We start from the raw sequence: 13473 nt of genomic DNA on the forward strand, positions 1-13473 counted from the left end.
TTCCGACTCTGCCTTTCAGTACTTAATGCATATAATTTTACCCTTTCCAATGGATTAGTGCAAAAGGGTTTCATGGAAAAGTGAAAAGAGACGCTTTCAATCCCTTCAAAAGAAAGGTTGAAAGAGTCTCTCAGACCAAATTGGACATTAGTTCACTTTCGCTTCGATATACGAAACCGCATCACCGACTGTCGCAATTTTTTCAGCGTCATCATCGGAAATTTCCGTATCGAACTCATCTTCTAATTCCATAACAAGCTCAACGACATCCAGTGAGTCTGCGCCTAGATCGTCACGGAAAGAAGCTTCTAATTTGATTTCACTCTCATCGACGCCAAGGCGGTCGACGATCACTTTCGTTACACGTTCAAGTACTGTTGACAAATTTGTCACCTCCCTTCAATGAAATACTGAGGGCGTCGTCTAGCTCCGACAGGTATAAGACGGTTTGCGAGGATGGCGTACTTCAGCCACCACAGCAAAACGGCTATCAAGGAACGCAGTCTAAGTTCGCCGCGTCCTTAAAGTGCCTTAATTTCTGTAAAAAGCACAGAAATACGGCAAATCGAACCCTTCGCTGTTCGATTGGCAACGACTGCGTAACTCACAGGATGTGAGCCTCCGAGGAGCTGACGCCCGAAGCTGGACACTAGAAATATGGACTTTATTACATCACCATGCCACCATCGACGTGGATGGTCTGTCCAGTAATATAAGCTGCATCGTCAGATAATAAGAACAGGACAGTCTTCGCCACATCTTCTGGATTCCCTAATTTCCCAAGCGGAATCATCGAAAGCATTTGCTTAGTCACTTCTTCATTCAAAGCATCTGTCATATCCGTCGTTATGAACCCTGGCGCAACAGCGTTGACATTGATATTGCGAGAAGCGAGTTCTTGTGCCACCGTCTTCGTGAAGCCGATGACGCCCGATTTCGCCGCGACATAATTTGCTTGGCCCGGGTTTCCGGAAACACCGACAATTGATGCCACATTGACAATTTTACCAGCACGTTGCCGCATCATTTGGCGTGTAACTCCTTTAGTACATAAGAAGACACCTTTCAGATTGGTACTGATGACATCGTCCCATTCGTCTTCTTTCATACGCATGAGCAAATTATCTTTCGTAATGCCCGCATTATTGACAAGGATATCGATCGATCCGAAATGCTCCAACGTTTGATCAATCATATTTTTTACGCTTTCGGCATCGGATACGTCAGCTTGAATGGCAAATGCTTCTCCGCCCGCATCTGTGATTAGCTTGACCACTTCCTCCGCTTTGTCTTTGCTACCGCTATAGTTGACTGCAACACGTGCGCCCTCTTTCGCAAGTAGCAGCGCAATTTCACGGCCGATTCCACGTGAAGCTCCAGTCACGATTGCCGCTTTCCCTATAAATCTTCCCATTACGACCATCCTTTCGATGCTTCGATTACGGTTTGTAACGTCTCTTCATCATAAACCGGTAGCACTGTCGCACTCCGATCGATTTTCTTGATTAGACCGCTTAACACTTTTCCAGGACCGCACTCGATGAAATGTGTGACGCCCAGTTCCAATAGTTGGCGAACAGAATCTTCCCATAGTACAGGCGAATAAAGCTGTTCTACAAGTAAGCCTTTGATCTCGCTGGAATCAGTCACTGCAGTTGCGTTTACATTCGCGATGACAGGGATGGAAGCATCTTTCATCTCCACTGCGTCAAGCGTGTTTCCGAGTTTCTCTGCTGCCGGTTTCATCAGCGACGAGTGGAACGGTCCGCTGACATCAAGCGGGATCGCTCTTTTTGCGCCCGCTTCTTTCAATTGGACACATGCCTGCTCAACACCTTCTTTCGTGCCGGAAATAACGATTTGACCCGGACAATTCAAGTTGGCAGGTTGAACGGCAAACCCGGATTCCGTAATGCCATCTGTCACTTCTTTCAACTTTTCTCCGTCGAGACCGAGAATCGCTGCCATCGCCCCTTCTCCTGCTGGAACCGCTTCATTCATATATAAGCCGCGCTGATGGACGACCGACACGCCATCTTCGAAAGATAGAACACCCGATGCGACAAGCGCCGTATACTCCCCGAGACTATGCCCCGCCGTATAGTCAGGCGTGATCCCTGCTTCAGCCAATCTCGCTGCAATCATTGATCCTACCGTCAAAAGCGCAGGTTGTGCATGATACGTTAACGTCAGTTCTTCCTGCGGCCCTTCCATAATGAGTCGACTTAACTGAAAACCAAGCACTTGATCTGCTTGCTCCAGGAATTGCTTACTTTTCTCATCCGTTTCCGCAAATTGCTTTCCCATACCGACCGTCTGCGAACCTTGTCCTGGAAAAATAAAAGCCACTTTCGTCATTGAGTTTCCGCCTTTCTTACCGTTTCACGGATTGTACCGCAAACGTCATATTGTACCATCGTTCTTGCTTGTCGGATGGCATTCAAGATTGCATTGGCATTCGAAGAACCATGCGCTTTGATCACCGGAGAATTCAAACCGAATAAACATGCTCCACCGTACTCCGTGTAGTCCATTTTATTTTTCAGTCCGCGCAATTCGTCTTTGATCAGACCCGCCGACAATTTCGATTTCAATGAAGAGCCATATACTTCTTTCAACATCGTGAAAAAGGCTTGCGCGGTTCCTTCAATCGATTTCAAAACCATATTCCCTGTAAATCCGTCCGTCACAACGACATCAGCAACACCTGTCAATAGATCGCGTGCTTCTACATTACCGATAAAATGGACAGGTTCATTGTAAAGGACTTCATAAGCTGCTTTCGTCAACTCATTTCCTTTTCCTTCTTCTGTTCCGATATTCAATAAACCGACACGCGGTTTCGCAATCCCACGTACTTTTTCAGCGTAAATGCTTCCCATGACCGCATATTGTCCAAGTTGGGAAGGCTTCGCATCCGCATTCGCTCCGAGATCCAACATGACGAAACCTTGTCCGTCAACTGTCGGCAACGTCGGCGCCAAGGCGGGACGCTCAATGCCATCAATCCGACCGACAACGAACAGTCCGGCAGCCATAAGCGCTCCTGTATTGCCCGCTGATACACATGCGGCAGCTTCCCCATCTTTGACCGCCTGCGCCATCCGCACCATAGACGCATCTTTTTTCCGTCGGATCGCGCGGACCGGCTCATCATCTGGTTCAATCCGCTCTGTACAATGGATCACTTTTAGTCTTTCATGATCCGTTAAAAAAGGTGACATCGCTTGCTCATCACCATAAATATGTATATCAATATCTTCAAATGCTGCAAGACTTTCAATTACACCTTTAATGATTTCGCCCGGTGCATGATCTCCGCCCATCCCGTCTACTGCTATAATCATTTTGTTTCCTCCTGATTTCCGTCAGTTGTCCGGTACATATAAAACTCTCCCGTAAACACGGTCTCATTCCCGACTGTTGACACAATCTCAACGAGTGTCCGGTTTTTCAATGGATTTATTTTTTTCACTTCGGCACGTGCGACCACTCTGTCCCCAGCTTTTACCGGTTTCAGAAAGTGAATGGATGATTTCACCGTCAAGGCTAAATCATCATCCATGACAGCGACCGCAAGTGAATTCGCCTGCGCGAACAAATGATGTCCTCGCGCGATGCCGCTCCGCTGAAAAACATGATCTTCCGTTACATCGAATATGGATAATGCACTTTTATCCAATTGGATATCGATAATATCTCCAATGACTTCATCTGTCTGAAGGGATTTCACTTCTTCCTGCATCGTTCGGGATGCAACCGTTTTTAATCGTTCCCGTAATTCAGGGATCCCGCATTCAAGCCTGTCCAACCGAATCGTCTGGACACTTACACCAAACCGTTCTGATAGCTCCTCATCCGTCAAAAACGGATTTCCATCAAGCAACAATCCAAGCTGTCGTTGCCTTTCCTTTTTAGGCAGTCTCAATCATTTCACCTTCCGGATTAGCACTTGGTACTAATAGTAGTATATAAAGATGGAAATGAGAATGCAAGCATAGAAATGTGGAAGGCGCCGTTTAGATGCGGCAGACATAAGACGGATTGACTGAGCGGCGCATTTTGCCACACAGGCGAGCCGGCTTATGACCGAGCATCTGGCGCCTGGAGCTGGACAAATAGAAATGCGAAGACGACCGTTTAGCGGAACGCAACCTTAGTTCGCCGCGTCCTGCGGCAACGGTTGCGTGACCTACATCCTGTAGGCCCGCGACAGGCATAAGATGGTTTGGCGAAATGGCGCTCTTTGCCATGTAGCCAAAACAGCTTATGACCCGAGCGTCTGGGAGTCGAAACTGGACATCAAGAATATCGAAAGACGGCTGCCTAAATCGGACAGCCGTCTATTCCTAAAGTCCTTATTCGCCAATTACCGGCTGGCGAACACCAATAAAATAAATATTTTCTTTTAATCTAATCTTTCCAAGCTAAGCGCCCCGGACTCTTCAAGCTGTAGTTTTAGCCCGGCGTATTCGGGATCTGTCCAAAAATGCGGGGATTCCAGCAGTTTCTCCGCATCTTTCCTCGCAGTTTCAAGCGCCCTGTAATCGTGGACAGGATCTGCGACTTTGAATTCGGGCATCCCGCTCTGCTTTTTGCCAAAGAAATCACCGGCACCTCTTAATTCAAGATCTTTTTCCGCTAGGACGAAACCATCATTCGTTTCGGTCATCGTCTGCATCCGCTCTTTCCCGTCTTCCGTTTTCGGATCGGCGAGCAAGACACAATAGGACTGTTCGGCTCCGCGTCCTACCCGGCCTCTCAGCTGGTGAAGCTGCGCAAGGCCAAATCGAGTCGCATCATAGATGAGCATGAACGTTGCATTCGGAACGTTCACACCGACTTCCACTACCGTCGTGGAAACAAGGACATCGATCTTCCCATCACTGAATTCCCGCATAATGGCATCTTTCTCATCCGCATGTAGGCGGCCGTGCATAAGACCGACAGTATACTTTCCTCTGAAATGCGTGGAAAGTTGTCCGTGGACATCCACCGCATTTTGGACATCTAATTTATCGGACTCCTCAATGAGTGGACAGATGACATAAGCCTGACGCCCCGCACGCAGTTCGTTTTCCATCTTGCGCAAAACGGGCAATAGAGATTCCTCTTTTAACCAATGGGTTTCAATTTTCTTCCTGCCAGCCGGCAATTCATCCAAAATCGAAACATCCATTTCACCAAACGCAGTGATGGAAAGTGTTCTTGGGATCGGCGTCGCCGTCATGAACAGCACATCCGGGTTCATCCCTTTATCGCGCAAAATCCGTCTTTGTTCGACACCGAAGCGATGCTGCTCATCCGTAATAACAAGGCCTGGATTTTTGAAAACGACATCCGGCTGGATCAAAGCATGGGTACCGATCAGCAAATCAATTTCACCTGATTCGAGTTTTTCGAGCAAGCTTTTTCTTGCCTTCCCTTTCGTTGATCCCGCTAAAAAAGCAACGGAAACACCGTGCGGCTCTAACCATTCCGCCAGTGATGTCGCATGTTGTTCAGCAAGAATTTCCGTCGGCGCCATTAGCGCACCTTGGAACCCCGCAGTAATCGCCGCATACAATGCGATAGCCGCCACAACGGTCTTCCCAGAACCGACATCTCCCTGCAATAAACGATTCATCCGGATCGGACTTTTCAATTCCGCACATAACTCATTGACCACCCGTTTTTGGGCGCCGGTCAATTCGAATGGTAAAGAAGCGATGAAGCTTTTCAGCTTAGCTAAATCATATTCAACAGGGGTTCCTTTTTCCGCTTCTTTCCGCGCTTTCTTCATGCCAAGCATTTTCAACTGGAACAATAATAGTTCCTCATAGACAAAGCGCCTTCTCGCCTGCTTCACATCTCCCGGACTCTTCGGAAAATGAATCATTTCCAACGCTTCGGCAATCCCCGGCAATCGATACGCTTCTCGCACATCGGGCGGAAGTGTTTCGACATGCTGACCAGCAGCTGCATCCAAAGCATTGCGCATAAAACGCCTGAATGTCTTTTGGTGCATGACCCCTTTCAGACTGTATACCGGTTCAAAATCAGCCTGCGCTGTTTTCGGCCCTTCTTTAAAATTGCTGACATTGATCACTTGCCTGCCGCGATCCCATTTTCCCGTAATTGTGACGATCATGCCCGGTGAGAGACGATCCTTCAAATAATGCTGATTGAAAAAAACCGCCTTCACAAGATGCCTATCGGCAAGAAGACGGACTTGAAGACGAGAACGATTTTTCCCTAAAAAAAGGACGGTCGGTTCACTTTCGATCCTACCTTCAATGGTTACTCGCTCATTATGTGGGGTTTCCGATAAATCTTTTAATCTGAAATCTTCGTGCCGATAAGGAAAAGTCATGACAAAATCGTGAATCGTCGAAATCCCGAGTGCTTCCAACTGATCGGCAGTCGCCTTTCCAACCCCTTTGACCGACTTTACCGAATCATATATGGATGGCGTCACGATCTGACTGATCCTTGCCAAATATTTGTGCTTCAAGTGCTTTGCCAGTCGGTGTAGCAGCTAGTCCACCTTTTGCTGTTTCCCGGAGCGCGGAAGGCATTGACTGACCGATTCGATGCATCGCTTCAATCACTTCATCCGTCGGAATTCTGCTTACCACACCGGCAAGGGCCATATCCGCGCCGACTAGCGCTTTCGCGGCTCCCATCGCATTCCGCTTCACACAAGGCACTTCAACAAGACCTGCTACCGGATCACAGACCAATCCGAGCATATTCTTCATGACGATCGAAAAAGCTTCCGCACTTTGCTGTGGCGTGCCTCCAGCCATTTCAACAATCGCAGCTGCGGCCATGGAACCTGCAGACCCCGTTTCCGCCTGGCATCCCCCTGCAGCTCCGGAAATCGATGCATTATTGGCAACGACAAAACCGAAAGCACCTGCTGTAAACAGGTAATTGATCATTTGTTCCCGGGTCGGATTCAATTTGTTCTTCACCGCAAATAAAGTGCCTGGTACGATACCTGCCGCACCGGCAGTCGGCGTCGCACAAATCGTCCCCATTGCCGCGTTCACTTCATTCGTCGCAACCGCTTTGCTGACCGCATCTAAGATCAAATCACCCGAAAGCGATTTTCCTGACTTCATGTAATTTTGAAGTAGGACAGCGTCTCCACCGGTAAGTCCAGATGTGGATTGAACACCTTGCAATCCTTTTTCGACAGCACTTTCCATAACTTTTAAGTTATTATCCATTTGGGCGACGATTTCTTCTCTTGATCTCTTCGTTATTAACATTTCCTGTTCGATCATAATTTCGGAAATAGGCTTATTTTGTGATTCAGCTAGCGCAACTAGCTCTTTCACCGTACCGAATAACACTTCCATTGTTGTTCCCCCCTTAGTTAGCCAATGTGGCGACTTGTGTAACATGTGCAATCGATTGTAACTCATGGATAAGCTGATCATTGATCATCTGATCCACTTCAATCACCATAAGGGCCATTTCGCCTTTTTCCTTACGTCCGACTTCCATATGCGCGATATTCATACCTTGCGATGCAATCGCATTGGAAACGCTCGCAATGACACCGGATGTATCTTCGTGGACAACGAGGAGTGCCGGATAATGGCCTGAAAGACGCAACGGAAAGCCGTTGAGCTCGACCACTTCCATCGTCCCTCCTCCTATGGAGATTCCTGTCAACTCCATGACACCTTGGCTGTCGCCGATTACGATGCGAGCGGTGTTCGGATGATCCGCTTCTTCCTCCTCGGGGATGAATTCATATGTCAATCCAAGCTTATCTGCATCGCCAAATGCAGTTTTAATACGTTCGTCAAATGTATCATAGTCCAATAAGCCGCCAATGATGGCAACATCCGTTCCATGCCCTTTATACGTCTCTGCAAAGGAGCCATATAGATGGATCCGCGCCCATTCCGGTTGTCGTCCGAAAAGCGTCCGTGCAACGCGACCAATTCGGGCTGCACCTGCAGTATGTGAAGATGATGGTCCAATCATGACTGGACCGATAATATCGAAAACTGATCTGAATTTCAAAACGAAACTCCCCCCTTCATAGGCCGTACAACTTATATTTTACATGATTAAGGGGATAAAAACAAAAAATGATTCCTTGCCAATCACTGACAGAATTCAGCGAAAAGGGATCATCACAACGGTTTGTTATATATCAATCACGCCTCGGCGTGATTGCGTCCAGATTTTGAATTGAGCAAAGCTCGCGTCTAGTCTTCGGGCGCCAGGCGCCCTACGCTTTTGGAGAATTGCTCATTTCAAAATCTGTGACATCCGCGGGCCTACAGGATGTAGGTCATGCAGTCGTTGCGAATCGAACAGCGAAGGGTTCGATTTGCCGTATTTCTGCGTTTTTTGCAGAAATTAAGGCACTTTATCAGGACGTCGCGCACTTAGACTGCCCTCCATTATTCGTTCAGCGGGCGTTTGAACACCCGCTGAACAGGAAACAAAACCGCATTCATCTCGACACCTATCGAGGTGGGAGTCTTCTGCCGAATGAAGATAAAAATGCAGAACCTCCAAAGCGGACGTTCTGCATTCATGATGATCATTCGACTGAAATAATATATGGATATAGTGGTTGTTGACCATGGTACAATTCGACCTCGACATGGTCAAAATGCTCCTCAATATACCCGACAATCGCGGAAGCATCTTCTTCATTGACATCTTCCCCATACAAGATCGTTACGATTTCAGCATCTTCGTCGATCAAGGAGTCCATCAGTGTCTTCATCACTTCATCCAGCTCAGTGGATGCCGTCACAATCTTCCCTTCAGAAATACCCATGAAATCATCTTTAGCGATATCGACACCGTCGATGGACGTATCCCGGACCGCATGCGTAACTTGTCCCGTTTTCACGGTAGATGCCGCCTCTGCCATCGCAGCAGCGTTCGCAGCCACTTCCGCTTCCGGGTTGAAAGCGAGAATTGCAGCAAGTCCTTCCGGTACGGTTTTTGTCGGCACGACTGCCGCTTCGATACCGATTACTTCTGCCGCTTGCTCCGCAGCCATAATGATATTTTTATTGTTCGGCAAAATCAGCACCCGTTCGGCACCGACATCCTGGATGGCTTTTACGATGTCTTCCGTCGACGGATTCATCGTTTGTCCCCCTTCAATTACCGCAGAGGCGCCGAAGCTTTTCAATAATTCCGCCAGACCTGATCCCATGGCGACCGTTACAATCGCGTATGGATGTTGTTCTGTTTCTTTTTTGGCATCCTTCTGCACGGAATGGCCTTCCCCGACGATTTCAAGATGTTGCTCACGCATATTCTCGATTTTAATATTGATAAGCGAACCGAAGCGCTGTCCATAATTCAAAGCATCGCCCGGTTCTTCGGTATGGATATGTACTTTCGCCACTTCCTCATCAGAGATGACGAGAAGGGAATCACCAAATCGACTTAACGCCTGACGGAACTCACCCTCATCATATGGTTGATCGTTCAATTTTTCGTCTTCGAATTTGACCATGAATTCAGTGCAATAACCGTATTCAATATCCTCCGTATTCATGAAACCTTGAACGCTCCGATGATGCTCCGCATTGACCAAATCTTCCATCGATTGAACAATGGTCTTTTCAGGTAGCGCTTCACCTTTCAGACATGCCAAAAAACCCTCATAAACGTAGACAAGACCTTGTCCGCCGCTATCTACAACGCCGACTTCCTTCAGGACAGGTAATAATTCTGGTGTCCGTTCTAATGAAGCTTGGGCTTCGTCCACAACCGCTGCCATTACTTCAATCAGATCTTCGGATGCTGAAGCTGCCTCCACTCCCCGATTGGCCGCGTCTTTTGCGACGGTCAAAATCGTACCTTCAACGGGCTTCATAACGGCTTTATAAGCGGTATCCACCCCATATTTCAAAGCTTCGGCAAATTTCACGCCGTCGATGGATTCCTCGTTTTCGATCGCCTTAGCAAATCCGCGGAATAGCTGTGATAAAATCACCCCTGAATTGCCTCTTGCGCCCATTAACAATCCTTTTGATAATGCTTGGGCAGTTTGCCCGATATGGACGACTGCACCTTTCTCAGTTTCCTTTGCCCCTGATGTCATCGATAAATTCATATTCGTTCCGGTATCTCCATCCGGCACTGGAAATACATTCAGCGAATCGACATAATCGGCATTTTGATAAAGATGATGGGACCCCATCTTCACCATTTCAGCAAATTTCAAACCACTAATGGTTTTCATCGAAATTTTTTCCTCCTTCACAAGTTCGTCACGCGGACTCCTTGGACAAAAATATTAACAGACTTGACGGACAAGCCAACTGTTTTTTGCAATATATACTTTACTTTGGATTGTACTTGGTAGGCAACTTCTGAAATCTTAGTTCCATATCCAACGATTACATACATATCGATATGCGTATCTTCTCCAACATTACGGACAATGACTCCACGCGCAAAGTTTTCTTTGCGAAGGATATCCGTTAGCCCATCGCGAATGTGATGTCTTGAAGCCATGCCAACAATTCCGTAGCATTCTATCGCCGCTTCCCCGACCACTTGGGCGATGACGTCATTCGTGATATCGATTTTGCCATATTCGTTTTTCACTTCGACTGACATGGTTTTATCCCCCTTGTACCTTTTTCACTTTCCTCATTGTACTATACCCATCGGCATAATAAAAGAAAGCACTTCATACCTAAGAGATCTTCGGGCTTCTTGCTCATTTCAAAAAATCCGACGAGTGTAAAGGCTTTTCCCTTGAAAGATGTCATAAAAAAGGTTGCAACGCATTTATTCATATGATACATTATTAGGGTATGCGAATAAAGAAGTGAATCGCTTAATCATCATTCGCAAGGAGGTACTACTAATGGCTAAAGAATGTGTTATTACAGGACGCAAAGCCCGTACAGGAAATACGCGTTCACACGCATTGAACTCAAGCAGACGTACTTGGGGTGCAAACCTTCAAAAAGTCCGTATTCTCGTTAACGGTAAACCGAAACGTGTATGGGTCTCCGCAAGAGCCCTTAAATCAGGTAAAGTTCAACGCGTTTAAGAGATATCTTTGAAATATCTCTTTTCGTGACAGAAATAAAACGCCAGGCTGAATCGCTTCAGCCTGGCGTTTTTTCTCGTTTTTTCTTCCTCGTTTTACTGCTTGCAGTCGCTTTGGACTGATCTTCCTTTTGAAATACAACCAAACACTTCCGGACAAAGCCACTCACAAATTTAGGCATCGTAAATGTATAAACGCGCAATTCCCCACTCCTTTCAGGAATCTGAACTCCTTACCATTAAACATATGCCCGAGTGGAAGGAGATAGTACAAACTTCTTGAAGCGGTTCATTACTTGTAAATTTCGTCATGCCCATTTCCAATCGCGCTTCGACCGTTTCATATTTGAAACCGGTCAATGTCAGTCCTTCGACTACCCCGCCAAATGGAAAAAAAGATATGTATGGGAATCTTTCGTCCGACTGCAACCGATGCTCTCCCGCTGTTAAAATAGACAGCTCATTTGTCAAATTGCGAATCGAGAATAAGATCTGTGCATGTTTGATCTGGAACCGATAAAGGAGCTGGAGGGCCGATTCCATATGATCTAACCTTCCCCCTGTCACTCCCGTTAAGATGATGTGCTCCGGACGATAGGCAAGCGCCCTCTCCATCGCAAGTTCAGTGTCAGTTTCATCCTTTTCCGCTTGAAACTGGCCGACTGTAAGGACTGCATCCTCAATCCTCACATATTCATTTTTCGTTACGGAGTCAAAATCACCGACTGCCTCCCTAGGGATGATCCCATTCTCCAATAAATGAAGGGCTCCCCGATCCGCACCAATAAACACGGTATCTTCAGACGAAAATGCTGTTAAATCAGCTATTTCCGAAGCCGGTCCGCCTGCACAAACGACTACAACTGTCATTTTCCTAATGCGCGCTCACCGGCAGCTTTGATGCGTTGTAAAGCAGCTGCACGGTCCGAAGCGTTAAAAACGGCAGAACCGGCAACAAGAATCGTAGCTCCCGCTTCCACGCATGGGACAATTGTTTCCTCGTTGACTCCGCCATCGATTTCGATTTCAATCGGAAGATTACGCTCGCGAATGATTTCCGACAGTTGCTTCACTTTTGGCAGAACAGAATGGATGAACTTCTGCCCACCGAAACCTGGATTGACTGTCATGAACAATACAAGATCGACTTCCTCCAACACATGTTGGATCATCTCAATCGGCGTATGCGGATTCAAGACAACCCCCGATTTTACGCCGAGCGAACGGATCTGTTGCAATGTCCGATGCAAATGCGTACACGCTTCTACATGGACCGTAATATAATCCGCACCTGCTTGCGCAAATTGCTCGATATACAGATCCGGATTTTCAATCATTAAATGAACGTCGAGCGGCAATGTCGTAACAGGTCTAAGTGCCTCGACAACGATGGGCCCCATCGTAATATTCGGGACAAAATGGCCGTCCATCACGTCGATATGGATCAGTTCGGCTCCAGCCGCTTCTACTTCTTTCACTTCATCCGCAAGCTTCGCAAAGTCCGCCGCTAAGATGGATGGTGCTATTTTAATCATTTCTATCATACCTCGGCTTTCGGTCTGTTATTTCTTGCATGAACTGTAAATAGTGATCATAGCGATGACGCGGGATTTCTCCGTTTTCCACCAGCTCTTTCACGGCACATTTCGGTTCTTTCAAATGCAGGCAACCGCGGAATTTACATTGCGATGACACTTGTTCCATATCGATGAACGTCCGCGGTAATTCCTCACGTTCGATATGATCAAAATCCAGTGAGCTAAAACCAGGTGTATCAGCGACAAGTCCCCCGGCCACTTCATGGAGTTCGACATGGCGTGTCGTATGCTTTCCGCGCCCAAGCGCTTCCGAAATCTCACCTGTCTTCAATCCAAGTGTCGGCAGTACTGTGTTCAATAAAGTCGATTTCCCGACACCCGACTGCCCGGCAAGGACAGTTGTTTTCCCTTCCAAATAAGGTTTCAACAAAGCCGGCAGATCTACATCGTCTATGAATGTCTGAACGATATCATAACCGATCTTTTCATAATAGGAGATGGCTTCAGACGCCTTTTTCATTTCGGCATCAGACGCAAGGTCTTTTTTCGTCAAACAAATAACCGGTTGGATATCGAATGACTCCACAACAACGAGAAACCGATCCAGCAAGTGTAAGCTAAAATCAGGCTCGACAATCGAGAAAACTAACAAAGCTTGATCGACATTGGCGATCGGGGGACGCACAAGCTCATTGCTTCTTTCATGCACACTTGTAATCGTCCCGTCGTTCTCTCCCTCTACCTCAAATGTGACAAAGTCACCGACTAGCGGATGGATTCCGCGGTTCCTGAAAACCCCACGACCTTTACACTGTATTAAGTCCCCGTCTTTTTCCACATAATAAAATCCACTAATCGCTTTTCTAATTTGTCCTTCCGGCATCCAATCCCTCTT

The 13473-nt window shown here is 47.1% G+C and carries 15 protein-coding genes; 1 reads left to right on the forward strand and 14 read right to left on the reverse strand.

Annotation, left to right across the window (positions count from 1 at the left end; genetic code table 11):
* Positions 1 to 147: 147 nt before the first annotated feature.
* The 10 genes from ACFPRA_RS06160 to ACFPRA_RS06205 form a co-directional block, all read right to left on the reverse strand.
* Positions 148 to 384 (reverse strand): acyl carrier protein, encoded by a 237-nt coding sequence (locus ACFPRA_RS06160; RefSeq protein WP_239388855.1) that lies wholly within the window; start codon positions 382 to 384, stop codon positions 148 to 150.
* Positions 385 to 667: 283 nt separating this feature from the next.
* Complete coding sequence (gene fabG, locus ACFPRA_RS06165) at positions 668 to 1414, reverse strand: 3-oxoacyl-[acyl-carrier-protein] reductase (protein ID WP_381431774.1); 747 nt, start codon at positions 1412 to 1414, stop codon at positions 668 to 670.
* Entirely contained in the window at positions 1414 to 2358 is a 945-nt protein-coding gene (gene fabD, locus ACFPRA_RS06170) for an ACP S-malonyltransferase (RefSeq protein WP_381431775.1), read from the reverse strand. The genes fabG and fabD overlap by 1 nt, the downstream gene beginning before the upstream one ends.
* Positions 2355 to 3347, reverse strand: coding sequence for a phosphate acyltransferase PlsX (gene plsX, locus ACFPRA_RS06175; protein ID WP_381431778.1), 993 nt, complete (start codon positions 3345 to 3347; stop codon positions 2355 to 2357). Before plsX ends, fabD begins: the two co-directional genes overlap by 4 nt.
* Positions 3344 to 3928 (reverse strand): transcription factor FapR, encoded by a 585-nt coding sequence (gene fapR, locus ACFPRA_RS06180; protein WP_381431780.1) that lies wholly within the window; start codon positions 3926 to 3928, stop codon positions 3344 to 3346. Before fapR ends, plsX begins: the two co-directional genes overlap by 4 nt.
* 480 nt (positions 3929 to 4408) lie before the next feature.
* Positions 4409 to 6457, reverse strand: coding sequence for an ATP-dependent DNA helicase RecG (recG, locus tag ACFPRA_RS06185; protein ID WP_381431782.1), 2049 nt, complete (start codon positions 6455 to 6457; stop codon positions 4409 to 4411).
* Complete coding sequence (gene sdaAA / locus ACFPRA_RS06190) at positions 6438 to 7346, reverse strand: L-serine ammonia-lyase, iron-sulfur-dependent, subunit alpha (protein ID WP_239388861.1); 909 nt, start codon at positions 7344 to 7346, stop codon at positions 6438 to 6440. Before sdaAA ends, recG begins: the two co-directional genes overlap by 20 nt.
* Positions 7347 to 7359: 13 nt before the next feature.
* Positions 7360 to 8022 carry an L-serine ammonia-lyase, iron-sulfur-dependent subunit beta gene (gene sdaAB / locus ACFPRA_RS06195; protein ID WP_381431784.1) on the reverse strand — a complete coding sequence of 221 codons (663 nt, stop codon included), beginning with the start codon at positions 8020 to 8022 and terminating at the stop codon, positions 7360 to 7362.
* Positions 8023 to 8551: 529 nt separating this feature from the next.
* The gene (locus ACFPRA_RS06200; protein WP_381431786.1) at positions 8552 to 10219 is read right to left on the reverse strand and encodes a DAK2 domain-containing protein; all 1668 of its coding nucleotides are present in this window, start codon (positions 10217 to 10219) and stop codon (positions 8552 to 8554) included.
* A 17-nt stretch (positions 10220 to 10236) separates the two neighbouring features.
* On the reverse strand, positions 10237 to 10599 hold the full coding sequence (locus ACFPRA_RS06205; protein ID WP_381431788.1) for an Asp23/Gls24 family envelope stress response protein: 363 nt from the start codon (positions 10597 to 10599) through the stop codon (positions 10237 to 10239).
* Positions 10600 to 10852: 253 nt separating this feature from the next.
* Between ACFPRA_RS06205 and rpmB the strand changes: the two genes are divergently transcribed.
* Positions 10853 to 11041 carry a 50S ribosomal protein L28 gene (rpmB, locus tag ACFPRA_RS06210; RefSeq protein WP_239388865.1) on the forward strand — a complete coding sequence of 63 codons (189 nt, stop codon included), beginning with the start codon at positions 10853 to 10855 and terminating at the stop codon, positions 11039 to 11041.
* Positions 11042 to 11099: 58 nt separating this feature from the next.
* Here the strand turns inward: rpmB and ACFPRA_RS06215 are convergent, their stop codons facing one another.
* The 4 genes from ACFPRA_RS06215 to rsgA are packed head-to-tail and all read right to left on the reverse strand — an operon-like array spanning position 11100 to position 13461.
* A complete protein-coding gene (locus ACFPRA_RS06215; RefSeq protein ID WP_381434770.1) occupies positions 11100 to 11222 on the reverse strand; it encodes a stage V sporulation protein M in 123 nt (40 codons plus the stop codon).
* Positions 11223 to 11256: 34 nt separating this feature from the next.
* Positions 11257 to 11910, reverse strand: coding sequence for a thiamine diphosphokinase (locus ACFPRA_RS06220; RefSeq protein WP_381431790.1), 654 nt, complete (start codon positions 11908 to 11910; stop codon positions 11257 to 11259).
* Entirely contained in the window at positions 11907 to 12575 is a 669-nt protein-coding gene (rpe, locus tag ACFPRA_RS06225) for a ribulose-phosphate 3-epimerase (RefSeq protein WP_381431792.1), read from the reverse strand. Before rpe ends, ACFPRA_RS06220 begins: the two co-directional genes overlap by 4 nt.
* Positions 12568 to 13461, reverse strand: coding sequence for a ribosome small subunit-dependent GTPase A (rsgA, locus tag ACFPRA_RS06230; protein WP_381431794.1), 894 nt, complete (start codon positions 13459 to 13461; stop codon positions 12568 to 12570). The genes rpe and rsgA overlap by 8 nt, the downstream gene beginning before the upstream one ends.
* Between the last annotated feature and the right edge of the window lie 12 nt (positions 13462 to 13473).

The organism is Sporosarcina soli (genome assembly GCF_042655805.1).
Taxonomy (GTDB): domain Bacteria; phylum Bacillota; class Bacilli; order Bacillales_A; family Planococcaceae; genus Sporosarcina; species Sporosarcina soli.

What these genes read in the sequence shown, in the direction of transcription:
- rpmB (WP_239388865.1), top strand. Translation starts at nt 10,853, where the DNA reads ATGGCTAAAGAATGTGTTATTACAGGACGCAAAGCCCGTACAGGAAAT.
- plsX (WP_381431778.1), bottom strand. Translation starts at nt 3,347, where the DNA reads ATGATTATAGCAGTAGACGGGATGGGCGGAGATCATGCACCGGGCGAA.
- ACFPRA_RS06205 (WP_381431788.1), bottom strand. Translation starts at nt 10,599, where the DNA reads ATGTCAGTCGAAGTGAAAAACGAATATGGCAAAATCGATATCACGAAT.
- ACFPRA_RS06220 (WP_381431790.1), bottom strand. Translation starts at nt 11,910, where the DNA reads ATGACAGTTGTAGTCGTTTGTGCAGGCGGACCGGCTTCGGAAATAGCT.
- fabD (WP_381431775.1), bottom strand. Translation starts at nt 2,358, where the DNA reads ATGACGAAAGTGGCTTTTATTTTTCCAGGACAAGGTTCGCAGACGGTC.
- rsgA (WP_381431794.1), bottom strand. Translation starts at nt 13,461, where the DNA reads ATGCCGGAAGGACAAATTAGAAAAGCGATTAGTGGATTTTATTATGTG.
- ACFPRA_RS06215 (WP_381434770.1), bottom strand. Translation starts at nt 11,222, where the DNA reads ATGCCTAAATTTGTGAGTGGCTTTGTCCGGAAGTGTTTGGTTGTATTT.
- ACFPRA_RS06200 (WP_381431786.1), bottom strand. Translation starts at nt 10,219, where the DNA reads ATGAAAACCATTAGTGGTTTGAAATTTGCTGAAATGGTGAAGATGGGG.
- fabG (WP_381431774.1), bottom strand. Translation starts at nt 1,414, where the DNA reads ATGGGAAGATTTATAGGGAAAGCGGCAATCGTGACTGGAGCTTCACGT.
- sdaAA (WP_239388861.1), bottom strand. Translation starts at nt 7,346, where the DNA reads ATGGAAGTGTTATTCGGTACGGTGAAAGAGCTAGTTGCGCTAGCTGAA.
- rpe (WP_381431792.1), bottom strand. Translation starts at nt 12,575, where the DNA reads ATGATTAAAATAGCACCATCCATCTTAGCGGCGGACTTTGCGAAGCTT.